Here is a 24,863-nt window from a genome sequence, read left to right as displayed (position 1 = left end):
CCGCTGCTTCCGCGGTCGTTGCCGGGACTGCCGCCGTTTTCGCCGTCCTCGCTGTCGTCACCGTACGACCTCCGCGTCCGTGCGCCCCGCGCCGTCCGTGAGCCCAGCCCCGCCCGAGCGGTCCGTCCTGTCCGTGCGGTCCGTTCCGCCGCTGTGCTCCTCGCCGCCCGCGTCCTCCCCGCCGCGCGCCCCCTCCGCCTCTCCCGTGTCCCGTGCCACCAGGTTCCGGTAACCCTGTTCGGCGGCGAGGAGTTCGTGGTGGGTGCCGGTGGCCGAGACTTTCCCGTCGACGAGGTGGAGGACGGTGTCGGCGTGGTCGAGGACGAGGGGCGACGTGGTGGTGACGACAGTCGTACGGCCCGCGCGGGCGGCCCGCAGCCGTCCGGCCACCCGGGCCTCGGTGTGCGCGTCCAGCGCCGAGGTCGGCTCCACGGCGAGCAGCACCTCGGGGTCGGCCACCAGCGCCCGCGCGAGCCGTACCCGCTGCCGCTGACCGCCGGAGAGATTGCGGCCCTGGGCGTCGATCGCCGAGTCGAGGCCGTCCGCGAGGCCCTGCACGATGTCCTCGGCCACCGCCGCCCGCAGCGCCCGCCCGGCCGTCTCGTCGTCGACGTCCCCGTGCCCGCCGAGCAGATCGCGCAGCCGGCCCGCGAACAGGTCTGCCTCGTGGTCGGCGACCAGGATCCGTGCCCGGACCTGCGCCAACGGGATCGCGTCCAGCGGGATGCCGCCCCAGGTCACCGCGGTCGGCGCGTACCGTCCGAGCCGGTCCACCACGGCCGCCGCGTCGGCGGGCCGGTCGGCGGCCAGCGCGACCAGCCGACCGGGCGGCACCCGCACCCCCGACGCGGGGTCGTGCAGCGTCGACGGCTCGGCGGGGGCGTCCGTGGTGCCGTGGTCCGGCAGCGGCTCCAGGTTCAGGAACCGGATGACGCGCCGCGCGGCCACCACCCCGCGGCTGACCTCGTAGCCCCAGTCGACGAAGTACGACACGGGCCGCACCAGCACGGTGACGTACCCGTACACCGACACCAACTCGCCCACGGTGATGGCCCCCTGCGCGGCCAGCCGGGCCGCGAGCCAGGTCACCACCGCGAGGAACAGCGTCGGCAGCCCCACCCCGAGCGCCTGCATCCAGCTGGTCACCGCCCCCACCCGGTACCCCTGCGCCCGCAGCCGCTGCGAGTCCCGGTGGAACGCGTCGGCGACCAGCCCCTTGCCGCCCAGCCCGTTGAGGACCCGCAACCCGCCCGCGAGGTCGGCGATCCGCGCGGTCAGCACGCCCCGTCGCTCGCGGTACTCGGTCTCCGTGCCCTGCAGCCGCCGCATCAACGGCCCCACGATCACCGCGATCAGCGGCATCCCGAGCAGCACGACCGCCGCGATGGGGAGAGAGACCGACACGAGCAGTCCGGCGACCACCAGGTAGGCGGCGAGTGCGCCGACCCCCGGCCCGATGACCGTCAGGGACCCGGCGATCGTCTGGACGTCCCCCACGCCGATCGTGACGACCTCCCCGGCGCCCGCGCGACCGGGCAGCGCCGCTCCCAGCCGGACGGCGTGCGCCATCACCACCTTCACCGTGCGGAAGTTGGCGTCCATCCGGACCCGGGTCATCGTGCGGTGGCGCATGACGCTCAGCCAGGCGTTGAAGGCGCCGACGCCGAACAGGGCGGCGGTCCAGCCGACCAGGGCCCGGTGGTCGCCGGGTTCCAGTCCCTCGTCGATCGCGCGGGAGAGCAGGTACGGGGTGGCCGCCAGCAGGACCATCCACGCACACGAGATGAGGGAGCCGAGGGCGGAGCGGCCGGCCTGCTGCTTGACCAGCCACCACAGGTAGCGGGCGCCGCCCCGGCGGTCGGGGGTGCCGGGGTCCTCGTACGCGTTGATCATCGGCCCCCGGTTTCTGTGTGCGCTTGAGTGGGTGAGTGGGTGAGTGGGTGAGTGAGTGGGTGAGTGGGTGCGTATTCGGGTGCGGGTCCGGTGGGGCTTCTCGCGCAGTTCCCCGCGCCCTCGAGAGAAGGGCTGCGCCCTTCATCAAGGGCGCGGCTACGCCAGGCTGTCCCGCCAGGCCCGGTGCAGGTCCGCGAAGCGGCCCGTGCCCGCGATCAGGTCCGCCGGGGTGCCGTCCTCCACGACCCGGCCGTGTTCCATCACCAGGACCCGGTCGGCGATCTCGACCGTGGAGAGACGGTGCGCGATCACCACGGCCGTACGCCCGCGCAGCACCGTCGCCATCGCGCGCTGGACCGCCCGTTCGCCGGGGATGTCGAGCGAACTGGTCGCCTCGTCCAGGATGAGGACGGCCGGGTCGGCCAGCAACGCCCGTGCGAATGCCACGAGTTGACGCTGACCGGCCGAGATACGGCCACCCCGCTTGCGTACGTCGGTGTCGTAGCCGTCGGGCAGCGCGGTGATGAAGTCGTGCGCGCCGATGGCCTTCGCGGCGCGCTCGATCTCCTCGCGGCCCGCGTCGGGGCGGCCGATGGCGATGTTCTCGGCGACCGTGCCGGAGAACAGGAACGACTCCTGCGTCACCATGATCACCCCGCGCCGCAGCTCGGGCACCGAGAGGTCGCGCAGATCGACACCGTCCAGCAGGACCCGCCCGGACGAGGGGTCGTAGAAGCGGGCCACCAGCTTGGCGAGGGTCGACTTCCCGGCGCCGGTGGAGCCGACCACCGCCACCGTGCTGCCCGCCTCGAGGGTGAGGTCGAAGCGGGGCAGGACCTCGCCGCCGGTGCGGTACGCGAACCGGACGTCGTCGAACACGACCTCGCGGCCGGGGAGTTCACGATCCGTCACCGGAAGCTCCTTCGGCTCGGCGGGCTCCGGGACCGACGGGGCCTGGGCCAGCAGCCCGGCGATCTTCTCCAGCGAGGCCGCGGCCGACTGGTACGAGTTGAGGAACATGCCGAGCCGGTCGATCGGGTCGTACAGCCGCCGCAGATACAGCACCGCGGCCGCCAGCACACCCAGCGCCAGCGTGTCCGACGCCACCCGGTACGCGCTCCACAGCACGATCGCCGCGACCGTGATGTTGGCGACCACCCGGGAGCAGACCACATAGCGGGCCATCTCCAGGATCGCGTCGCCGTTCTTGCGCTCGTGGTGCCGGTTCAGCGCGTTGAACTCGGCGTCGTTCGCGGCCTCCCGGCGGAACGCCCGCACCGGACGGATCCCGTTCATCGTCTCCGCGAACTTCACGATCACCGCGGCGATCGCGCTGGACCGGGCCGTGTAGACGCTCGCCGCACGCCGCTGGTACATCCGCACGAACCCGTACAGCGGCACGAACGACGCCAGCGCCGCCGCGCCGAGGCCCAGGTCCAGCCAGAGCAGCATCGCCGAGATGTAGAAGAAGGCGAGGATCACCCCGATGAGTTCCTGGAGCCCCTCGTTGAGCAGTTCGCGCAGCGACTCCACGTCCGTGGTGGACCGGGAGATCAGCCGGCCCGAGGTGTACCGCTCGTGGAAGTCGATGCTCAGTGCCTGCGCGTGCCGGAAGATCCGGCCGCGCAGATCCAGCAGCACGTCCTGGTTCACCCGCGCGGACGCCCCGATGAACAGGTACTGCAGTCCGCCGGCCGCCAGCGCGCACGCCAGATATCCGGCCGCCACCGCGATCAGCGGCCCGTGCCGGCCGTCCCGCAGCGCCGGTACGGCACTGTCGATGGCGTACGCCACCAGCAGCGGGCCCGCCTGCACCGCGGCCTGCTGGAGCAGGAGCAGCACGCTCGCCACGATCACCCGGGCCCGCATCGGCGCGAGCAGGGAGCGCAGCAGGGCGAGGGTGGCGCCCGGGGGAGTGGGGAGGTCGTCGTGGTCGAACGGGTCTTCGGCGGGGGCGGGGGTGGGGGCCCGGTGGGTGGGGGCCGCGCCCTCGGGAGGGGCGGACAGGTCGCCGTCGGGTGACTTCTCCAGGGACGTCACCGTGCCCGAACGCCCCGCCGGACCCTCGTTCGCCGCGCTGCTCGACTCTCCGCCCGGCTCTCCGCTCGACACTGCGCGCGGCTCTCCGCTCGACACCGCGCTCGGATCACCGTTCGGATCCCCGGTCGACACGTCGTCCGGCTCCTCGTTCGGTTCCTTGTTCGGCGCGGTGGTCAGGGGCGCCGTCATCGCTCGTCCTCCTCGGTGCCGGACATCAGATGGGCGTACTCGGTGTTCGTGCGCAGCAGTTCCTGGTGGGTGCCCACGGCCGTGACCCGGCCGCCGGAGAGCAGGGCGACCCGGTCGGCGAGGAGCACGGTCGACGGGCGGTGCGCCACGATCAGCGCGGTCGTCTCCGCGAGCACCCGGCGCAGCGCGGCCTCCACCGCGGCCTCCGTGTGCACGTCCAGCGCCGACAGCGGGTCGTCGAGGACGAGGAAGCGGGGTCTGCCGACCACCGCCCGCGCGAGCGCCAGGCGCTGCCGCTGGCCGCCGGAGAGGCTGAGGCCCTGCTCGCCCACCTGGGTGGCGGTGCCCTGCGGGAGCGCGTGCGCGAACTCCGCCTGGGCGATGGCCAGGGCGCGGTCCAGCTCGGTCCCGCCCGCGTCCGGCGGGGCGCCCATCAGCACGTTCTCGCCGACGGTGGCGGAGAACAGGGTGGGTTCCTCGAAGGCCACGGCGACCAGGCCGCGCAGCGCGTCCCTCGGCATCGTGGCGATGTCCTCGCCGTCCAGGGTGATGCGGCCGGAGGTGACCTCGTGCAGGCGGGGGACGAGGGCGGTGAGGGTGGTCTTGCCGGAGCCGGTGGCGCCGACCAGCGCCATCGACTCGCCCGGCCGGATGTGCAGGTCGATGCGGTCGAGAGTGGGGGCGCTGCCGGGAGCGGCGTCGGGGTAGCGGAAGGTGACGCCGTGGAACCGGAGCCCGCCGTCCTCGCCCTTCCTGCCCCCGCCGTCCCCGTCCCCGCCGTCCCACTTCCCGCCGTTCCTGGCCCCGGCCGGGGCCAGGAACGGCGGGTCGCCGGCCCCCTTGGGGTCGCCGGACTCCGGCTCCTCGTCCATCACCTCGAAGTACCGCTCCGTCGCCGTCGCCGCCTCCTGGCTCATCGCCAGCAGGAAGCCGATGGAGTCGACGGGCCAGCGCAGCGCGAGCGCGGTGGACAGGAAGGCGACCAGGGTGCCCGCCGACAGCACGCCGTCGGCGACCTGGACGACGCCGAGGACGAGGGCCGCGCCGATCGCGATCTCGGGGAGCGTGATGATGACGCCCCAGATCACCGACAGCAGGCGGGCCTTGCGCAGTTCCGTGCCGCGCAGGGTCCGGGAGAGCTCGCGGAACGCGCGCGCCTGGCTGCGGTGCCGCCCGAACCCCTTGATGATGCGGATCCCGAGGACGCTCTCCTCGACGACCGTCGTCAGGTCGCCGACCTGGTCCTGAGCGAGGCGCGCGACGGCGTTGTACTTCCTCTCGAAGACGACGCAGGTCACGATCACCGGCACCACGGGCCCGAGGATGACGAGCCCCAGGGTCCAGTCCTGGGCGAGCATGATGATCACGCCGACCACGATGGTCACCGCGTTGACCAGCAGGAACGTCAGCGGGAAGGCGAGGAACATCCGCAGCAGCATCAGATCGGTCGTCCCGCGCGAGAGGAGCTGACCGGAGGCCCAGCGGTCGTGGAAGGCGACCGGGAGGCGCTGCAGATGGCGGTAGAGATCCGCGCGCATCGACGCCTCGACCCCCGCGAGGGGCCGCGCCACGAGCCAGCGCCGCAGGCCGAACAGCAGTGCCTCGGCGAGCCCGAGCAGCAGCAGGTACAGAGCGCTGAGCCACACGCCCGCCGGGTCCCGGTCGGCGATCGGGCCGTCCACCATCCACTTCAGGACGAGCGGGATGAACAGGCCCACGAGGGAGGCGACGATCGCGACCACCGCGGCGACGGACAACCGCACCCGTACGGGCCGCACATACGGCCACAGCCGCAGCAGCGTACGTACGGCGGAGCGTCCCGGGGCCTTCGCGGGCGGCTCGGCCCACTCGGGTTCCGCGGGCCCGGGCTCGGCCGGCCCGGCGTGCGCGGGTTCGGCGTGCGCGGGCTCGGCGTCCGCATGCCGGGAGGCCGCCCCTGGTTCCTCGGTCCGGTCGGGTTCCTCTGCGGTGGCACGTGTCGTGGGCATCAGCAGCGAGCCTACGGATCGCCACTGACAACGCCCACCGAGTTTTGGCCGGACCTCGATCGGTCGTGAGTCCTACGACGATCCGACGACCGTCCCGCGACCCGCCCGGCCACGGAGGCGTACGGGCAGCTCACAGGGGTCGTACCGGCGCATCGACCGATCGGCTGATGCCCGTTCGAGCGCGATGGCCGATGTGCCCGCCCGCGTCCCGCCGGGATTCTCGACACATGCCACACAAGTCGTCCACACCCGTTATTGAGGTCACCGACCTCCGCAAGACCTACGGCGGCCGCGCCGTCGTCGACGGGGTCTCCTTCACCGTCGAGGAGGGCGAGATCTTCGGGATCCTCGGCCCGAACGGCGCCGGCAAGACCACCACCGTCGAATGTGTCGAGGGCCTGCGCGTGCCCGACGCGGGCCGGGTCCGGGTCGCCGGCCTCGACCCGGTCGCCGAGCACCGGGCCACCCGTCTGGTGCTCGGCGCGCAACTCCAGGAGAGCGAGCTGCAGCCCAAACTCACCGTGCGCGAGGCACTGGAGCTGTACTCCGCCTTCTACCCGGCCCCGCTGGACTGGCGGCCGCTCGCCGAACGCCTCGGCCTCACGGCCAGGCTCGGCACCCGCTTCGCCAAGCTCTCCGGCGGCCAGAAGCAGCGGCTGTTCATCGCGCTCGCCCTCGTCGGCGATCCCCGGATCGTCGTCCTGGACGAGCTGACCACCGGCCTCGATCCGCGCGCCCGCCGGGACACCTGGCAGCTGATCGAGGACATCCGCGCGGGCGGGGTGACCGTGCTGCTCGTGACCCACTTCATGGAGGAGGCCCAGCGGTTGTGCGACCGGATCGCCGTGATCGACCAGGGCCGCGTCGCCGCCCTGGACACCCCGGCCGGGCTCATCCGGCGCTCGGCGGGCGCCACGGTCATCAGCTTCACGCCCTCCGCCCCGCTGGACGACCGTGACCTGAACGCGCTGCCCGCGCTCGCGGCGGTCGAGCACAAGGACGGCCGGGTCACCCTCTCCGGCACCGACGAGACCGTGAACGCCGTCCTCACCCTCCTCGCCCGTACCCACACCACCGCCCACCAACTCCGGGTCACCGAAGCCACGTTGGACGAGGCATTCCTCGACCTCACCGACGAGACGACGCGCCCGCGCGACACCGAGGGCACGCACCGGACCGAGGGCACGCACCGGACCGAGCCGAGGAAGGGAGCGGCGGCATGAGCACCGCACTCGTCGACACCGCCGTACTGAAGAGCGAGATCCGGCTCTTCCGCCGGGAACCCGGCAGCCTCTTCTGGATCCTGGGCTTCCCGACCGTCCTGCTGGCGGTCCTCGGCTCGATCCCCTCCTTCCGCGAGGCCGACCCGGACTTCGGCGGGCTGCGCCCGGTCGACGGCTACGTCCCCGTGAGCGTGCTGCTCGGTCTGATCGTCGGCGGGATCCAGGCGATGCCCCAGATCCTCACCGGCTACCGCGAACGCGGCGTCCTGCGCCGGATGTCCACGACCCCGGTGCGCCCCGCCGCCCTGCTCTCCGCACAGATGGTCCTGTACGGAGGTGCCTCCCTGGTGTCGGCGCTGCTCGCCCTGGCGGTCGGCCGGCTCGCCTTCGACGTACGGCTGCCCGAGCAGCCCTTCGGCTACGCGGTGGCCCTCGTCCTGGCCGTCCTGGTCGCCCTCGCCCTCGGCGCCGTGATCTGCGCGCTGTCCCGCACCACGAAGATCTCGGCGGCGATCGGCTCCGCCGTCTTCTTCCCGGCGATGTTCTGCGCGGGCGTGTGGATGCCGGTGCAGACCATGCCGGACGTCCTGGCCCGGTCCGTCGGCCTCACCCCGTTCGGCGCGGCCGCGCAGGCGCTGAACGAGGCGGCGGCGGGCGCCTGGCCCGGCTGGGACCACCTCGGTGTCCTGGTGGCGTGGACGGTGCTGCTCACGGCCGCCGCCGCACGCTGGTTCCGATGGGAGTAGGCGGGGGACCGGCCGTGCAGACTGGGGAGATGACCGCGGCGGACCGGATGATCGAGCGGCGCTGGGACCAGTTCCACACCTGGGGGCCCTACAGCCTGCTCGGCGTGAGCGTTGTCCTCGCCGTCCTCGCCGGCGCCACCGGCCTGATGGCGGATGCCGCCGAGTGGTACGTCGCCGGGGCCCTGGTCGTCGCCGCCGTCGCGCTCCAGTTGTGGTGGCACCTCACCCGCCGCGGACACCGACCGACCGGCCCCGACCCGACCGGCCCCAGCGTGACCGGCCCTGGCTTGACCGGCCCCGGCCCGTCGGGCCCCCGCGCGGCCGGTCACCGCGGCCGGACCCCGTCCCCGGCGGGGACCGGCTACTACGTCGTCCGCTGGGCCATCGCCTTCGCCCTGACCTGGATCAACCCGTTCTTCGCGTTCTACGCCGCCACCGGCTACATGGACGCGGACGAACTGCTGCCGGGCCGATGGCGACGGCTCGGGCTGTTCGCCGCCGCGGTCACCGTGGCGGGTGCGCAGTCCGGCGGGCTGCCGCCGGACGGGGCGGTCCGCTGGACCGCCTTCGCCGCCCTGCTGGCCGCCAACTCCGGCCTGCAGATGGTGATCGCCCATCTCACCGAGCAGGAGGAGCAGCGGGGCCGCGAGCGCACCGCGACCATCGCCGAGCTCGAACGCACCAACGCCGCCCTCCAGCAGGCCCTCGACGAGAACGCCGCGCTGCACGCCCAACTCCTCGTGCAGGCACGGGAGGCCGGGGTCGCCGACGAACGCCGGCGGCTGGCCGCCGAGATCCACGACACCATCGCCCAGGGGCTGATCGGCATCATCGCCCAGCTCCAGGTCGTAACGAGCACCTCCGACCTCGCCGTCGCCCGCACCCACCTCGCCCGCGCCTCGGACCTGGCCCGCCACAGCCTCGGCGAGGCCCGCCGCTCGGTGCACAATCTCGCGCCGGTCGCCCTGGAGCACGACGGGCTGCCCGAGGCGCTGAAGAAGACGGTCGCGGAATGGGGCGAACGGACTGGCACACGCGCCGAGTTCACCGTCACCGGCGGGGTGGAGCAGCTGCACGACGAGGTCTCGGCGACGCTTCTGCGCATCACCCAGGAAGCCCTGTCGAACGCGGCCCGGCACGCCCACGCCGGCCGCGTCGGCGTCACCCTCTCCTTCCTCGGCGACGAGGTCATCCTCGACATCCGCGACGACGGCCGGGGGTTCGACCCCCTCGCCGTCTCCGAGCGCACCGGCACGGGCGGCTTCGGACTCGACGGCATGCGGATCCGCGCCGAGCGCATCGCCGGCACCCTCACCGTCGAGTCCGAGCCGGGCCAGGGCACGGCCCTGTCGGCTCGCGTACCGTTGGTCCGCCATGACTGACGAGGCGCACCCGCATCCGCACCCGCACCCCCTTCCGCATCCTGATCCGCATCCGGAGAGCCCCATCTCCCTGCTGATCGTCGACGACCATCCCGTCGTACGGGACGGTCTGCGCGGCATGTTCGAGTCCGCGCCCGGCTTCGCCGTCCTCGGCGAGGCGTCGGGCGGCGTCGAGGCGGTGGAACTCGTCGCCGCGCTCGACCCCGACGTGGTCCTGATGGACCTGCGCATGCCGGGCGGGGGAGGCGTGGACGCCATCCGTGAGCTGACTCGCCGGGCCGCCCGCGCGAAGGTCCTCGTCCTCACCACGTACGACACCGACTCCGACACCCTCCCGGCGATCGAGGCGGGCGCGACGGGCTACCTCCTCAAGGACGCGCCGCGCGAGGAGTTGTTCACGGCGGTCCGCGCGGCCGCCGAGGGCCGCACCGTCCTCTCCCCGGCCGTCGCCTCCCGCCTGGTGGCGGCGGTCCGCACCCCGCGCACCCCCGTCCACGAGCCCCTGTCCGCCCGCGAGCGCGAGGTCCTCACCCTCGTCGCCCGGGGCACCGCCAACCGCGAGATCGCCCGCGAACTCTTCATCAGCGAGGCCACGGTCAAGACCCACCTCACCCACCTCTACGCCAAACTGGGCGTGAAGGACCGGGCGGCGGCGGTGGCGGAGGCGTACGAACGCGGCATCCTCGGCTAGCCGGGGTACGGCAGCCGACACCCTGACCTGGCCCGATGCGCTCTTCCTCGCCCCCGCCGCCCCTACCCGTCCCATCGCAGGGGCTGTCGCCCCTTCGACCCCGCTCGCTTGTCGGTCGTCCGCGGGCCGGTGGGACTTCTCGCGCAGTTCCCCGCGCCCCTGATGGGGGCGCGGGGAACTGCGCGAACGGGGTCCGGGGCGGAGCCCCGAATCCTTGACGCGGGGGGAGAGTCGTCAGTCGGCCACCCGCAGCAGCAGTACACACCGCGCCGGTACCGTCACCGTCTCCCCCGCCCGGTGCAGCACCCCCGGTCCCTCCACCTGTTCCTCCCGGGAGGTGTCGACGACCACCTCGTAGCGCCTGGCCCAGGGGGTTCCCGGCAGTACGAAGCTCACCGGGCGGTCGCCGGCGTGCAGGACCGTGAGGAAGCTGTCGTCCAGGACGGGCGCCCCCCGCGCGTCGCGGCCCGGGATGTCCCGGCCCGAGAGATACATGCCCAGCGTCGAGGCCGGCGCGTACCAGTCCCGTTCGGTCATCTCCGTGCCGCGGGCGGTGAACCAGGCGAGGTCGCGCAGCCCGTCCGCCGAGTGCGCCCGGCCGGAGAAGAAGGCGCGGCGGCGCAGGACCGGGTGCGCGTGGCGCAGCGCGATCAGCCGGGACGTGAGGTCGAAGAGGGCCTTCCAGGCGGGGTCCTCCAGCAGGCTCCAGTCGATCCAGCTGATCTCGTTGTCCTGGCAGTAGGCGTTGTTGTTGCCCCCCTGCGTGCGGCCCAGTTCGTCGCCGGCGACCAGCATCGGCACACCCGTGGAGAGCAGCAGGGTGGTCAGGAGGTTGCGCAACTGGCGCCGCCGCAGCGCCCGTACGCGTTCGTCGTCCGTCTCGCCCTCGGCGCCGCAGTTCCAGGACCGGTTGTCGTCCGAGCCGTCCCGGTTGCCCTCCCCGTTCGCCTCGTTGTGCTTGCGCTCGTACGACACCAGGTCGCGCAGGGTGAAACCGTCGTGCGCGGTGACGAAGTTGACGGAGGCGTAGGGCCGCCGGCCGCCCCAGGCGTACAGGTCGCTGGAGCCCGACAGCCGGTAGCCGAGGTCGCGTACGTCCGGCAGCGCGCCCCGCCAGAAGTCCCGGACCGCGCCCCGGTACCGGTCGTTCCACTCCGTCCACAGGGGCGGGAAGGCGCCGACCTGGTAGCCGCCCGAACCCACGTCCCACGGCTCGGCGATCAGCTTCACCCGGCGCAGCACCGGGTCCTGGGCGATGACCGCGAGGAAGGGGGAGAGCATGTCGACGTCGTGCATCGAGCGGGCGAGCGCGGCGGCGAGGTCGAAGCGGAAGCCGTCGACGCCCATCTCCGTCACCCAGTAGCGCAGGGAGTCGGTGATCAGACGGAGCACGTGCGGCTGCACCACGTGCAGGGTGTTGCCGCACCCCGAGTAGTCCGCGTAGCGGCGCGCGTCGTGCTGCAGGCGGTAGTAGCCCCGGTTGTCGATGCCGCGCAGCGACAGGCTCGGGCCGCGTTCGTCGGCCTCGGCGGTGTGGTTGTAGACCACGTCGAGGACGACCTCGATCCCGGCGGCGTGCAGCGCCCGCACCATCCGCTTGAACTCGCCGACCTGCTGCCCGGTCGTGCCCGACGAGGCGTACGCCGCGTGCGGGGCGAAGTAGCCGATCGAGTTGTAGCCCCAGTAGTTGCGCATGCCCCGGCGCAGCAGATGGTCCTCGTGGGCGAACTGGTGCACGGGCAGCAGCTCCACCGCCGTCACCCCCAGCTTCACCAGGTGCTCGATCGCGGCGGGGTGCGCGAGACCGGCGTACGTGCCGCGCAGTTCCTCCGGGATGCCGGGGTGGGTCATGGTGAAGCCGCGGACGTGCAGCTCGTAGATGACCGAGTCCGCCCACGGTGTCTTCGGGCGGCGGTCGTCGGCCCAGTCGTCGTCGTCATGGACGACGACGCCCTTCGGGACGTGCGGTGCCGAGTCCCTCTCGTCGCGCACCGTGTCGGCGACATGCTGCTCGGGCCAGTCCCGGACGTGCGCGTACACCTCCGGCGGGAGGGTGAACTCGCCGTCCACGGCCCGCGCGTACGGGTCCAGGAGGAGCTTCGCGGGGTTCCAGCGGGCGCCGGTCCACGGGTCCCAGCGGCCGTGCACGCGATAGCCGTACCGCTGCCCCGGCAGGACGCCCGGTACGAAGCCGTGCCAGATCTCATGGGTGAGCTCGGTCAGCCTCAGCCGGGTCTCCTCGCCCGTCGCCGAGAACAGACACAGCTCGACGGACTCCGCCCCGCCCGCCCACAGCGCGAAGTTGGTGCCGGCGACCCCGTCGGGGCCCACCCGGAACCGCGCCCCCAGCGGTGTCGACGCCCCCGGCCACACGGGCCTGTGCTCCGGCGCGGCGGCCCCCTCACGCCGGTCGCCGTTCAGCGCGGGGGCCGGACGGGCGGCCGGCACCCCCCGCGTCCCCTGTACTTCGTCCTGCTCGGCTGCGCTCGACACCTCAGGCCTCCCGCGGCTCGGTGGGCGACGGAGAAGGGGAGCGAGATGTCCCGTCACCGCTCCCCATCGCGTCGTCCTCCCAAGGGTTCTGCCCAGAGCACGCCTCGCACTCACGTTTCCCGGGGGCGTGCGCCGTCGTTGGGCCGCACGTGAACCACGCACAGACGCACGCGCGCCGCGCCGGGGCCGCCCTGGCCGCCGCGCTCACCTGGGCCGGACTGCTCGCCGGGGTCGCCGGATGCACCGCCGGACCGCCGCTCACCAGCGCAAAGGCACCCGACGACTCGATCCGGGTCACACCGGAGGACGGCAGCAAGGGCGTGCGCCCGGAGCAGCGCTTCGAAGTACGGGTGCCCAGCGGGCGCTTGGAGTCCGTCAAGGTGGTGAAGTCCCAGGACGCGCAGGAGTCACCCGTCCCCGGACGGCTCTCCGCCGACGGACTGACCTGGCGCCCCACCGGCTCACGGAAGCTCGCGTTGGCCGCCCGGTACACCGTCGACGCCGTCGCCCTCGACGGCCACGGCCGGCGCTCGGCACGGCACGTCACCTTCACCACGCACGTCCCCGACGAGCGCTTCATCGCGTACGTCAAACCCGAGCACCGGGCCACCGTCGGCACCGGGATGATCGTCTCACTGGAGTTCAACCGGGTGATCGAGGACCGCGCGGCCGTGGAACGCGCCGTCGAGGTGACCGCCGAGCCGGCTGTCGAGGTCCGCCCGCACTGGTTCGGCGGGGGCCGCCTCGACTTCCGCCCCGAGCGGTACTGGAGGCCCGGCACCAGGGTCACCGTCGCCCTGCGCCTGCGGGACGTCGAGGGCGCTCCCGGCGTCTACGGCCAGCAGGACAGGACGCTCTCGTTCACCGTCGGCCGCCACCAGGTCAGCGTGGTCGACGCGGCCCGGCACACCATGCGCGTGGAACGCGGCGACGGTGTGCTCGCCACCCTCCCCATCACCGCCGGGGCGCCCAAGACCACGACGTACAACGGGAAGATGGTCGTCACCGAGATGCTGGAGGTGACCCGGATGAACGGGGCCACCGTGGGCTTCCGGAAGGCGAACGGCAAGAGCGAGTACGACATCCCGGACGTTCCGCACGCCATGCGCCTGACCACCTCCGGCACCTTCCTGCACGGAAACTACTGGGCCCCGGACGCCTTCGGCCGGGCCAACGTCAGTCACGGCTGTGTGGGCCTGCGCGATGTCAAGGGCGGCGATTCCGGCACCCCCGCGGGCTGGTTCTTCGACCGCAGCCTCGTCGGGGACGTCGTCGAGGTCGTGGGCAGCGATGACAAAACGGTCGCTCCCGACAATGGCCTCGGAGGATGGAACATGGGGTGGAAGGAATGGAAAGCGGGTGCCGCGGTGAAGTAGACCGACATAGCGGCGACATGGCACCCGGCTCGGCACCGGCAGGGGGGCGCGCGTGATCATCCAAGTTGGGACTGAACGGTGACATTCACCGAGACCAATTCATTCCGATCATCTGGTTAATGTACGTGCGTACGCGCACGCTGCGCGTAGGGGTGCGGGCCTGCTCAGGCCGTGCGAGGGGAGAACAGAGAGTTGAACGGGCGACCGATATCGGGGGCGTCGGTTGGCGCGCGGACGCGGCGGCGCAAGGGGGCCCTGGCCATGCTGCCGGTCCTGATGCTGCTCGCCGTCACCGCGTGCGGCGGAGGCGGGGGCTCGGACCCCGGCTCCGGCGGCGAGAAGGGGAAGGGCTCCGACAAGAGCGCCTCCGACAAGGCGGCGGCCACCGGGGCCTCGGAGGCGGTCGTCACCATCGCCCCGAAGAACGGCGCCGACGCCGTGGCGACCAGCGGCGCGCTCAAGGTGACCGCCGCCAAGGGCAAGCTGTCCGAGGTCACGGTCGAGAACGACAAGGGCGAGAAGATCGCCGGCGAGATAGCGAAGGACGGCTCCAGCTGGACGCCGTCCATCCACCTCAACTCGGCCACCGAGTACAAGGTGCACGCCGTCGCGAAGGACTCCGAGGGGCGTGAGGCGGCCGAGGACTCGTCCTTCACCACCCTGACCCCGAAGAACACCTTCGTCGGCATCTTCACCCCCGAGGACGGCTCGAAGGTCGGCGTCGGCATGCCGTTCTCGGTCCGCTTCACCCGGGGCATCACCGCCCCCGAGGACGTCGAGAAGGCCATCACCATCAAGACCGAGCCGCCCGTCGACGTCGAGGGCCACTGGTTCGGCAACGACCGTATCGACTTCCGCCCGGAGAAGTACTGGAAGGCCGGCACCAAGGTCACCGTCGACCTCAACCTCGACGGCGTCGAGGGCCGCGACGGTGTCTACGGCGAGCAGAGCAAGAAGATCTCCTTCACCATCGGCCGCAGCCAGGTCTCCACGGTCGACGTCAAGAAGCTCACCATGAAGGTCGAGCGGGACGGCAAGGTCATCAAGACCATCCCGGTCACCACCGGCAAGCCCGGCATGGAGACCTGGAACGGCCAGATGGTCATCAGCGAGCGCCTGCGCGTGACCCGGATGAACGGCGAGACCGTCGGCTACGGCGGCGAGTACGACATCAAGGACGTGCCGGACGCCATGCGGCTGACCACCTCCGGCACCTTCATCCACGGCAACTACTGGGGCGGCGGCGCCTTCGGCAACTACAACGCCAGCCACGGCTGCATCGGCCTGCGCGACACCCGCGGCGGCTGGGACCGCAAGGCACCGGGCGCCTGGTTCTTCGACAACTCGATGGTCGGTGACGTGGTGATCGTCAAGAACTCCAACGACCGCGTCGTCGACCCGGACAACGGCTACAACGGCTGGAACATGTCCTGGAGCAAGTGGAAGGCGTGAGCGTCACCGCCTGAGCGTCTGAAGCAGGTCTGAAGTAGGCACGTACGGCCCCGGTGTGATGCACGGCACCGGGGCCGTTGCCGTTAGTGGCCGTTAACCTGCCTTCATGACCGTCCATCTCGAAGTCGCCGAAGGCGTGGGCACCGTCCGCCTCGACCGCCCCCCGATGAACGCCCTGGACATCGCGACCCAGGACCGCCTCAAGGAAGTCGCGGAGGAGGCGGCGGACCGGGACGACGTCCGCGCCGTCGTCCTCTACGGAGGAGAGAAGGTGTTCGCGGCGGGCGCGGACATCAAGGAGATGCAGGCCATGGACCATGCGGCGATGGTCGCCCGGTCCCGCGCCCTCCAGGACTCCTTCAGCGCCGTGGCCCGCATCCCCAAGCCGGTCGTCGCGGCCGTCACCGGGTACGCCCTGGGCGGCGGCTGTGAGCTGGCGCTCTGCGCGGACTACCGGATCGCCGGGGAGAACGCGAAGCTCGGCCAGCCGGAGATCCTGCTCGGGGTGATCCCGGGCGCGGGCGGCACCCAGCGGCTGTCCCGGCTCGTCGGCCCGTCCAAGGCCAAGGATCTGATCTTCACCGGCCGGATGGTCAAGGCGGAGGAGGCCCTGACGCTCGGTCTGGTGGACCGGGTCGTCCCGGCCGACGAGGTGTACTCCGCCGCGCACGAGTGGGCCGCCCGGCTGGCGCGCGGGCCGGCGATCGCGCTGCGGGCCGCCAAGGAGTCGATCGACGCGGGCCTGGAGACCGACCTGGAGACCGGACTGGCCATCGAGCGGAACTGGTTCGCCGGGCTGTTCGCCACCGAGGACCGCGAGCGCGGGATGCGGAGCTTCGTGGAGGAGGGCCCGGGCAAGGCGAAGTTCGTCTGAGGGCCGGGGAAGCACGACGGCCACGCCTTGAACGAGACCGGCGCGTCGCGCCTCGCGAGCGTGGCCGTCACGCCTCGGCGCGCACGGTCGGCCTGGCTCGGCGCGCACGGTCGGCCTGGCTCGTGAGCGTGGCCGGTATGGCTCGTCGCGGACGGTCGGCCCGTCCTGAAATCCGCCGTACAAGTTCCGCTGATCGACTTGCAGTTGACGCGGTGTATTACCCGCGTCCCCCGAAGGGGCGGTTTATCGCAGCCTTAAGGCAGCCTTAAGGGATTCCTGCCCAAGGGGCCCGACGCTGACCGAAGTTCAGGCCGTTCGCGCAGGTCAGGTAGGCTTTGGCGAACAGCTTGCTGCCGCTGGCATATGTCAAACGAAACTCCCGGAATGGTTGGTTCCGGGGGTTGTATTCCTGTGGAACGGCCCCGCAGAGGGCTCAGGGCGGCCATGATGGGGTCATGGCGGGGCTGGAGGGTATCGAACAGCCGCGGCGGCACGGGAGTGCGACCGCGGCGCGTTGGTCACCTGCGATCGAGGACGAACGGGCGCAGCAGGCACTGGAGTTGTTCGGCAACCCCACCGAGGGAGAGGTTCCGCTCCCGTCCCGTCCCGAGTCCGCGGCCGCCGCGCGGCGGCTCGCCCAGGTCGTCGTCCTGCGCCAGTGGCGGCTGTCGCCGAAGATGACCGAGGACGCGGTCTTACTCGTCTCCGAACTCGTGGGCAACGCCGTACGGCACACCGGCGCCCGCGTCTTCGGACTCCGTATGCGCCGCCGGCCCGGCTGGATCCGCGTCGAGGTCCGCGACCCCTCACGGGGGCTGCCCTGTCTGATGCCGGTCCAGGAGACGGACATCAGCGGCCGGGGTCTGTTCCTGGTGGACAAACTCTCGGACCGCTGGGGGGTCGATCTGCTCCCGCGGGGCAAGACGACCTGGTTCGAGATGAGAGTCGCGGACCGGTAGACAGGTCAGGGGCACGGGCCCGCCGGCCCGTCACCGCGCGCACCTCCGTCGAACCGCGCACCCGGCGGCAGCCGCCACGCACCTCCGTCGATCGGCCGAATCGCCGGCATTCATGGTGAACCTCCTTATAAAGGTCGCGTGACCACCCCCCGCACCCCCCTCAAGCAGCACCCCCTGAAGCAGCACCCCCTCGTGCGGCGCGCCCTGCTCGCGGCCGCCGTCCTCGCCGCCGTCGCCGCGTGCGGTTCCGAGGCCGGGACCACCGAGCAGGAGCGGCGCGTCCGGGCCGACCGGGCCGCCACCGAAGCCGAGGCCGCCGAGCGGAAGAAGAAGCAGCAGCGGACGGCGGTCCGGGGCCTGCGCGGCATGCCGCCCGTGCTGGACCCCCGGGACGTCTACGCCGCCGACCGCCCGAACCGGCTCTCCCCGGTGGTCAAGGACTTCCCGTCCCGGGTGTACGTGCCCAACAGCGAGTCCGACACGGTCACCGTCATCGACCCGAAGACCTACAAGGTCGTCGAGACCATCCCGGTGGGCCGCCAGCCCCAGCACGTCGTGCCGTCCTGGGACCTGAAGACCCTCTGGGTCAACAACAACCGGGGCCACACCCTGACCCCCATCGACCCGAGGACGGGCAAGGCGGGCAAGCCGGTCGAGGTGCACGACCCGTACAACCTGTACTTCACCCCCAACGGCGAGTACGCCGTCGTCATGGCCTCCCTAGACCGCGAACTCGTCTTCCGCGACCCGCACACCATGAAGCGGATCAAGACCGAGCCGGTCAGCTGCTACGGCGTCAACCACGCCGACTTCTCCCTCGACGGCACCTACTTCATCGTGTCCTGCGAGTTCAGCGGCGAGTTGCTCAAGGTCGACACCGTGAGCATGAAGGTGATCGGGCAGCGGAAACTGCCGTTCGAGGGGGCCATGCCGCAGGACGTCAAGATCTCACCGGACGGCAAGCGGTTCTACATCGCCGACATGATGGCCCACGGCATGTGGGTCCTGGACGGCGACACCTTCGAGGAGCCGAAGCTGCTGCCCACCGGCAAGGGCACCCACGGCCTCTATGTCGGCCGCGACTCCCGCGAGATGTACGTCTCCAACCGCGGCGAGGGCACGGTCTCGGTCTTCGACTTCACCAAGGGCGAGCTGACCAAGAAGTGGCACCTGCCCGACGGCGGCAGCCCCGACATGGGCGGTGTCTCCGCCGACGGCAAGGTCCTGTGGCTCTCCGGCCGCTACGACTCCGAGGTGTACGCCATCGACACCCGCACCGGGGAACAACTCGCCCGCATCCCCGTCGGCAGCGGCCCGCACGGCCTCGCGGTCTACCCGCAGCCGGGCCGCTACTCCCTCGGGCACACGGGCATCTTCCGGTGACACATGACAACCGGGCGGGCTGACACGCCTCGATACGCGTGACGGTCCCCGGCCCGGCGCCGCGCAGCCGAGATCGTGCCGGGCATGATCACTTCTCGTGCGCGGCGCCGGGCCGCCGCCGTCGTCCTGTCCCTCTCCGCCGTCCTCGCGACCTGCGCCGCGACCGCGCCGGCACGGAGCCCCGCCTCGCAACCCGCCAAGGCCGCCGCTCCCTCCGCGAGGGCCGCCGCTCCCGCCTGCCCCCGGTTCGAGGACCCGGTGCACCCCGCCGCCGACCGCCGCGTCGACGTCGCCCGCATCACCCGCCGAGCAGGATCTCCGAGCCCACCGGCCGATAGCCCGCCGACTGGAACGCCCGCACGCTGCGGGCGTTCCCCGGCGCGATCTGCGCCCACAGCGGCTCGGCGACGAGATGGCGTGCGGCACGCACCAGCGTCCGGCCGAGCCCCCGCTGCCGTACGCCCTCGTCCACCTCGACCGAGACCTCCAGCCGCCCGGCGATCCCCCGGCCCGTCGTCAGGACGCCGCCGTCCACCGTCCACACCCGCACGTCGTCACGGCGCCGGCGCGCGTACCGGACGCGCGGGTGGCTCGCGTCCAGGATCTCGCGCAGCGGGAGCGGCGGTTCGCCCGGCAGGGGCGGGGCGACCAGCATCGCGTCGATGGTCTCGGCCGTACGGCCCGTCCGTTCCATGAGGGCCGCCAGGAACCGGGGGTTCATGCTTGCGGACAGCGCGTCGCACTCCATCGAGGCCAGCGTCTCGCGCACCCACTCCGGATCCTCGTCCGTGAACACGACGGAATGCGCCGTGAAACAGAGGACCCCCGCGTCCCGAGGGGTGTCCTGGGGGACGACGGTCGTGCCGCCGTCCGCCGGCGGGAAGACTCCCTCGGCCGCCGCGTCCAGAATGTCCCGCAGACTCTCCATCTTCGTACTCCCCGCCCTGCCCCTGAGCTTCCACCCGCTGGAAACCCCCACACTCGCAGACGTGATCGAGAACGGCACCGGGCTTCTCACCATCGGGCAGCTCGCCCGTGGCTCCGGCGCCCGGCCGCTGGGCGAAGCCTGGGTGGTCGCCGTACGGCGTGCGCGGGTGTCCGGTTAATCTGACCTGCGTCAGTAGGACTGTCGGCAGGACTGCCCGGAAGAGGCAGAGCACCAAGAAGGGGCGGATCGGTGGCGGACATCGAGGCAGCGCGCAAGGAGTTCCAGCGGATCGACGCGGACGGTGACGGGTTCATCACCGCCGCCGAGTTCAAGACCGCCCTGGCCCAGGAAGGCGACTGGAACGTCACCGAGTCGGTGGCGGAGGTCATCATCCGCACCCGCGACCTCAACGGCGACAAGCTCCTGTCGTTCGACGAGTTCTGGGCCCACCTGGACAAGTGAGCCGAGCGGCCGAAGGGGTGCCCTCCGTCGTGTGCGACGGACGGCGCCCCTTCGTCGTTCCGGGGTGGGGAGGGAATGGAGCGGGGCGGGACAGGGTTGCACCGTGTAATGCATGCGCATGCATGCAAAACAGGGGGAGACCCCACCCCGGGACCTCTCCCTCCCCACGATCACAAGGGCGGCCTGACATGAAGATCGGCATCATCGGCGCGGGCAACATCGGCGGCAACCTCACCCGACGGCTCACCGCCCTCGGTCACGACGTCTCCGTCGCCAACTCCCGAGGGCCGCACACCCTCACCGCACTGGCCGAGGAGACCGGCGCGACCCCGGTGCCGGTGGCCGAGGCGGCACGCGGCGCCGAGGTCGTGGTGGTCACGGTCCCCCTGAAGGCGGTCCCGGACCTGCCGTCCGGCCTCTTCGGCGAGGCGGCGGACGGTGTCGCCGTCATCGACACCGGCAACTACTACCCCCGGCAGCGCGACGGCAGGATCGACGCCATCGAGGACGACGGTCTCACCGAGAGCCGCTGGACCGAGCGGCACCTGGGCCACCCCGTCATCAAGGCCTTCAACGGCACCTACGCCCAGGACATCCTCGACCGCCCCCTTCCCGCCGGCGCCCCCGACCGCATGGCCCTCCCCGTCGCCGGCGACGACGAGGCGGCCAAGGAGAAGGTCCGCTCCCTCATCGACGAACTCGGCTTCGACACCGTCGACGCGGGCGGCCTCGACGACTCCTGGCGCCAGCAGCCCGACACCCCCGTCTACGGCCTCCGGGCCGGAGCCGAAGCGGTGGCCAAGGCCCTGACCGAGGCGTCCCCGGAACGCACGGCGGACTTCCGCGGCTAGTCCGGCTCCACGGGACCGCGCGGCCCCGTCACTCCGAGGTCAGCCGGGCGTGCAGCAGGGTCGCCCGCCTGACCTCGGTGCCCGGGGAGTGCTCCTCGTTGAAGAGGGCGACGAGGCCGCGTGGGGCCGACGACCACTGCTCGGCGAAGTCCGGGACGGCCCGCAGGTCGTCGAGGAGCAGGGACACCACGTAGGCGGCCTCGGTGGGCAGATCGCCCCAGCCGTCTCCCCACCAGAAGTGTTCGTTCGCGGTGCAGGGCGCCGGCAGGACGAGTCCCTCGTCGGTCGTGATCCACAGGGTGTCCTGAAGGACGACGGAGGACAGCTGTCCGTTCGCAGGCAACGACAGCGGGGCGTGGAAGCGCCACCTGCCCCGCTCGGAGGCGTCGCCGCCGGTACGCAGGGCGGGCATGCCGGTCAGGGGGTCGACGAAGAATGCCTCCGCTTCCCCGCTCCGCGCGCGGGCGAGCACGACGTGTGCCGCGGTCGGGTCGCATGCGACCAGGTGCTCGATCCAGCGCTCGACCGTCGCGTCGGGCCGTTCGACCTCGATGACGGCGCCGTACGGCAGTTGCTCCGCATCGTAGGCACGGGCTGCCTCCAGAGCGGTGACCGCGTCGGGCTCGTAGCTGTCGCCGACGGCCTTCCAGCCTGCTGAGAGGAGTGCTCGGTCCTCTGACTCGGGGAGGGGGTGCCCGGTGACGTCGGGGCGCGCGGCGACGACCGTACGCTCGGTGTCGCTGCTCCGGCCGTAGATGCCGACGGACCCCTCGACACCGCTGACCCGTTGGTTGCGCATGGCGTTCGCCATGTCTTCGAGCGCCGCACGGGCCTCCGCGGGAAGCGAGGTGTTCCCGGCGGCTCGCCGCAGCGCCGTCTCGTCGTCCTCCGCCGGTACGGGGACGAATGCCGGCTCCGAGCCCGGTCGCCACGCGGTGACCAGTTCGGGCAGCCGCAGGGGGGCGGGCCACCAGGGAAGTGGATGTCCCGCCAGCGTGCTGACGTCTCCCCAGAACGCCTCGTACCCGATATAGGGGTGCGCCGTGTCCGCGGCCCAGAGGGCGGGGCCGGTGAGGCCGAGGTCCCCGTACAGGGAGCAGACGGTGACGATCCCGTGGGTGTCCCGTGTCTTGGCCAGGGAGGCGGCCACCGCCGAGGCGGCTCTCCTCGTGGACGTGTGCACGACACGGATGATTCCGAGATCGGTCGCCCAGTCGATGGCCGGCCCGTAGGGGGTCTGGGTGCTGCCGTGCCAGCGACCGGGCTGGACATCGGCGGGCAGGGGTCTGCGGAGCAGAGCTCCCCGGTGAGTGAAGGCCGGGGTCTCCGCCGCCCAGGTGTAGATCGATGAGGCATTCCACAGGGGGATGCCGGGCGCTGACTCCGCAGTCGGGCCGGGGAAGTCCCCGTACCGCCGTGCGAGTCTGCCGACGACGAACCCCTCATGGCCGAGCAGCCGACGGATGTCGGTGCGGCGCAGCTTCTCCGCGTCCTGCCGCCTGCGGTACTGCCGGCCGCTCAAGGACGGGGGAGCTGGCTGGGAGGGCGATGTCCCACCGTCCACGGGAGGAAGTGCCTGGAAGCGGTCGGCCCGGTCGGACGGGCCCTCCGCGCCCGTTCCGTGGGGCCTGACGCGATGGAGCTGCCACGAGGTCCGCAGCCGTTGCAGGGCGAGCCGCGCGCTGTCGGCCGAGACGCCCAGCTCCAGGCGGGCGGCGCCGAGTTGCTTCAACCGTTCGGTGTCGGTCAGCAGCCGGTTGGGCCCGGTCTCGTCGTCCGAGCGGCGGGGGACGAACACGTCGACGACGGTCATGGCGAAGAGCATGTACGCCGAGAGTTCCGTCCACTGCGTCCGCAGTCCGTCGTCGGCCGGAGCGTCCGCCGCCGTCAGGCGGTGCAGTTCCCGGTGGAGCGTCCGGCGGACGTCCGCGTCCGGGGGAACGAGACGCAGTCGGTCCACCGAGCCGTGCAGATCGTGCAGGAGGACGCCCCACGCGGCGTCGTGGGGCTGGGCCCCCAGGAGGACACGGAAACTGGAGAGGGTCTCGGTGACCTCTTCGAGGAGCAGACTTCCGGCGATGCTGCGAAGATCGGTCCTGTCCGTACGGTGCCGAATCTCGACGACCTTCCGCGTGAAGCGGATCAGGTCGCGGGGGATGCCGCCGGAAAGGACGTGCACGAGGGCGACAAAGGGGTCGGTGAACCCGGGGACCCGCGTCTGGAGCAGTTCCTTCGCCTCTTCGAGGGTGCGCGGCTCCAGGTGGAGGATGTCCTCCAGGGAGCTGTCGGTGACGTCCCGGACCGGTAGACCCCGACGGATGAACGCCGCTCCGACGTCCTCCGAGACCGACAGCAGGAAGTACACATCGGGTATCGCGAAGATCGCCTTGATCTCGGCGAGGAAGGCCCGGGCCTGCTCCGTAGAGCCGAGTCGGTCCAGTTCGTCGATGCCGATGAAGACCTTGTGATCGTTTTCCTGGCGGACGAACAGGCTGATCTGGGTGAGCAGTTCACGGAACTCCATGACGAGTTCCGGATAGGTCAGGGCGCGGGACGACGCACCCCTGGTGCGGGCCAGGCCGAGGCTGAGGGCGCTCGCGGCGGTGAGCCCGGCGTTGTGGGTCGTGCCGGACGACTGCAGGTGCCGCAGCGCGTGCAGGTGGTTGTGGCAGGCGCGGATCAGATGCTTCCGTCCCGGGCTCGCGAACAGCGGCCGCGGCAGGGCCCGGACGATGATCAGCACGCCCAGGACGACGAAGACCGCGCGGGCCGCCTCCGGATGGTCCTGCCAGGCGGAGTGGTAGGCGTCCTGGATCCTGCCCAGCCAGTGGACGGTCGCTGCCCGCCCCTCGGACTCGGCCCAGCGATAGGTGCCCCTCGCCCAGTTCTCCAGTCCCAGGGAGATCAGGAACAGTCCCGCGGCGAGCCTGACCAGTCGCGAACTCCACCGCAGGAGCCGCCGACCGAGACCGGTGGGGCGTACGCGCAGCAGAAAGGGCTCGTGGGCGCCGTGGCCGAAGTGATCGAGGAAGCCGCGGCAGACCTGCTGGAACAGACTCAGCAGGAATTCCTCCGGACGGTAGCTGGCCGGAGTCTGCACGATCACGTGGAAGTGGCGCCGTGGCGAAGCGCCTTCGAGACTGCCCTCGCAGGCCTTCCGCAACAGCGTCGTCTTGCCCACACCCCGGGGGCCGCAGAGTGCTATGGCCCCGCCGTCCATCTGGTCCAGTTTGTGACGCAGCGACCTCTCGGCCCGGTCCGACACCCAAAAACCGGGGTCGTGGGCGTGCAGCAGACCCCTGTGGTGCCGGGTGACCAGAAGACTGTCGTGTTCCGGGCCCAGGATGTTGGTGATCTCCCGCCTCAGATGCGGCACCATGCGACTGCTCAGTCCGGAGCGACTCCACAGGCGCAGATACGGATATGTCCCTACCGCCCGCAGGCACCATCGGACGTACAGGTACGCCGCCCACAGCTGACGCGTGAAGTTGTCCCTGCCCGCCCGCCGACGGAATTCCGCGAACGCGGCGAACGAGACGAGGGCCAGCACGAGCGCGTCACCCCACCAGGCCATCCCCACCGTGCGGGACAGCAGACGGTGCAGCAGTGCGGCGAGGAGGAGCGCGCCCGGAAAGGCGAACCCCCTCAGGGAGCAACGGGCCGCCGCCGTACGGAATTCGCTGCGGCTCCGGTCCAGACGCTCCCCGCGTCTCCACAGCTTGTCGTACAGCTCGTCCCCGTCCAGGGTCGCGTCCACGACCGCGTCCGTGTGCAGGGCGGCGCGCAACGCTGGGGCGTCGATCTCCGGTCGTTTCAGGGACAGATAGGCTTGGATGTCCTCGTGCCGGAGCGCTCGCTCGACCACCCTGCCGTAGAACTCCCGTACACAGTCCGGCTCTTCGTCCCACACGCTCATGCCGGCCATTCTCGTCC

17 protein-coding genes and 1 pseudogene are annotated in these 24,863 nt (G+C 71.8%); 12 read left to right on the top strand and 6 right to left on the bottom strand.

What is annotated here, in order from left to right; genetic code table 11:
* Positions 1-57: 57 nt before the first annotated feature.
* From ACZ9QC_RS12135 to ACZ9QC_RS12125, 3 genes are all read right to left on the bottom strand, one after another.
* Complete coding sequence (locus ACZ9QC_RS12135; protein WP_472920163.1) at positions 58-1,893, bottom strand: ABC transporter ATP-binding protein; 1,836 nt, start codon at positions 1,891-1,893, stop codon at positions 58-60.
* A 156-nt stretch (positions 1,894-2,049) separates the two neighbouring features.
* A complete protein-coding gene (locus tag ACZ9QC_RS12130) occupies positions 2,050-4,122 on the bottom strand; it encodes an ABC transporter ATP-binding protein (protein WP_472920162.1) in 2,073 nt (690 codons plus the stop codon).
* On the bottom strand, positions 4,119-6,110 hold the full coding sequence (locus tag ACZ9QC_RS12125) for an ABC transporter ATP-binding protein (RefSeq protein WP_472920161.1): 1,992 nt from the start codon (positions 6,108-6,110) through the stop codon (positions 4,119-4,121). Before ACZ9QC_RS12125 ends, ACZ9QC_RS12130 begins: the two co-directional genes overlap by 4 nt.
* A gap of 227 nt (positions 6,111-6,337) precedes the next feature.
* Here ACZ9QC_RS12125 and ACZ9QC_RS12120 point away from each other — a divergent pair, with 227 nt between their 5' ends.
* The 4 genes from ACZ9QC_RS12120 (at position 6,338) to ACZ9QC_RS12105 (ending at position 10,152) form a co-directional block, all read left to right on the top strand.
* Positions 6,338-7,333, top strand: a complete 996-nt coding sequence (locus ACZ9QC_RS12120) for an ABC transporter ATP-binding protein (RefSeq protein WP_472920160.1) — start codon at positions 6,338-6,340, stop codon at positions 7,331-7,333.
* Positions 7,330-8,079: an ABC transporter permease gene (locus tag ACZ9QC_RS12115; protein ID WP_472920159.1), complete on the top strand. Its 750-nt coding sequence runs from the start codon at positions 7,330-7,332 to the stop codon at positions 8,077-8,079. The genes ACZ9QC_RS12120 and ACZ9QC_RS12115 overlap by 4 nt, the downstream gene beginning before the upstream one ends.
* A 29-nt stretch (positions 8,080-8,108) precedes the next feature.
* Positions 8,109-9,461 (top strand): sensor histidine kinase, encoded by a 1,353-nt coding sequence (locus ACZ9QC_RS12110; protein ID WP_472920158.1) that lies wholly within the window; start codon positions 8,109-8,111, stop codon positions 9,459-9,461.
* Positions 9,462-9,579: 118 nt separating this feature from the next.
* Positions 9,580-10,152: a LuxR C-terminal-related transcriptional regulator gene (locus ACZ9QC_RS12105; protein WP_472921666.1), complete on the top strand. Its 573-nt coding sequence runs from the start codon at positions 9,580-9,582 to the stop codon at positions 10,150-10,152.
* Between the two features lie 234 nt (positions 10,153-10,386).
* Here the strand turns inward: ACZ9QC_RS12105 and glgX are convergent, their stop codons facing one another.
* Positions 10,387-12,645 carry a glycogen debranching protein GlgX gene (gene glgX / locus ACZ9QC_RS12100; RefSeq protein ID WP_472920157.1) on the bottom strand — a complete coding sequence of 753 codons (2,259 nt, stop codon included), beginning with the start codon at positions 12,643-12,645 and terminating at the stop codon, positions 10,387-10,389.
* A gap of 149 nt (positions 12,646-12,794) precedes the next feature.
* Here glgX and ACZ9QC_RS12095 point away from each other — a divergent pair, with 149 nt between their 5' ends.
* The 6 genes and pseudogenes from ACZ9QC_RS12095 to ACZ9QC_RS12070 form a co-directional block, all read left to right on the top strand.
* Positions 12,795-14,021, top strand: a complete 1,227-nt coding sequence (locus tag ACZ9QC_RS12095) for a L,D-transpeptidase (RefSeq protein WP_472920156.1) — start codon at positions 12,795-12,797, stop codon at positions 14,019-14,021.
* 192 nt (positions 14,022-14,213) lie between these two features.
* Positions 14,214-15,473 carry a L,D-transpeptidase gene (locus tag ACZ9QC_RS12090; RefSeq protein WP_472920155.1) on the top strand — a complete coding sequence of 420 codons (1,260 nt, stop codon included), beginning with the start codon at positions 14,214-14,216 and terminating at the stop codon, positions 15,471-15,473.
* Positions 15,474-15,579: 106 nt separating this feature from the next.
* Positions 15,580-16,347, top strand: a complete 768-nt coding sequence (locus ACZ9QC_RS12085) for an enoyl-CoA hydratase/isomerase family protein (protein ID WP_472920154.1) — start codon at positions 15,580-15,582, stop codon at positions 16,345-16,347.
* Positions 16,348-16,802: 455 nt separating this feature from the next.
* Complete coding sequence (locus ACZ9QC_RS12080) at positions 16,803-17,306, top strand: ATP-binding protein (protein ID WP_472920153.1); 504 nt, start codon at positions 16,803-16,805, stop codon at positions 17,304-17,306.
* Between the two features lie 138 nt (positions 17,307-17,444).
* Positions 17,445-18,689: a YncE family protein gene (locus ACZ9QC_RS12075; RefSeq protein WP_472920152.1), complete on the top strand. Its 1,245-nt coding sequence runs from the start codon at positions 17,445-17,447 to the stop codon at positions 18,687-18,689.
* 84 nt (positions 18,690-18,773) lie between these two features.
* Positions 18,774-18,992, top strand: a pseudogene (locus tag ACZ9QC_RS12070) (ADP-ribosyltransferase); the annotation flags it as partial.
* On the opposite strand, the gene ACZ9QC_RS12065 reads toward ACZ9QC_RS12070, so the two are convergent.
* Complete coding sequence (locus ACZ9QC_RS12065) at positions 18,988-19,617, bottom strand: GNAT family N-acetyltransferase (RefSeq protein WP_472920151.1); 630 nt, start codon at positions 19,615-19,617, stop codon at positions 18,988-18,990. The pseudogene ACZ9QC_RS12070 and the gene ACZ9QC_RS12065 overlap by 5 nt on opposite strands.
* A gap of 249 nt (positions 19,618-19,866) precedes the next feature.
* On the opposite strand from ACZ9QC_RS12065, the gene ACZ9QC_RS12060 reads away from it, so the two are divergent.
* Both ACZ9QC_RS12060 and ACZ9QC_RS12055 read left to right on the top strand, forming a co-directional pair.
* Positions 19,867-20,079, top strand: coding sequence for an EF-hand domain-containing protein (locus tag ACZ9QC_RS12060; RefSeq protein ID WP_013000557.1), 213 nt, complete (start codon positions 19,867-19,869; stop codon positions 20,077-20,079).
* A 188-nt stretch (positions 20,080-20,267) separates the two neighbouring features.
* Positions 20,268-20,930 carry an NADPH-dependent F420 reductase gene (locus ACZ9QC_RS12055; RefSeq protein ID WP_472920150.1) on the top strand — a complete coding sequence of 221 codons (663 nt, stop codon included), beginning with the start codon at positions 20,268-20,270 and terminating at the stop codon, positions 20,928-20,930.
* A gap of 28 nt (positions 20,931-20,958) precedes the next feature.
* On the opposite strand, the gene ACZ9QC_RS12050 is transcribed toward ACZ9QC_RS12055, so the two are convergent.
* Positions 20,959-24,846 (bottom strand): P-loop NTPase fold protein, encoded by a 3,888-nt coding sequence (locus tag ACZ9QC_RS12050; protein ID WP_472920149.1) that lies wholly within the window; start codon positions 24,844-24,846, stop codon positions 20,959-20,961.
* Positions 24,847-24,863 lie beyond the last annotated feature (17 nt).

The organism is Streptomyces sp. HUAS MS02 (genome assembly GCF_055702265.1).
Note: the sequence above shows the minus strand (reverse complement) of the source record. Positions and strands in the feature narration are given on the sequence as shown.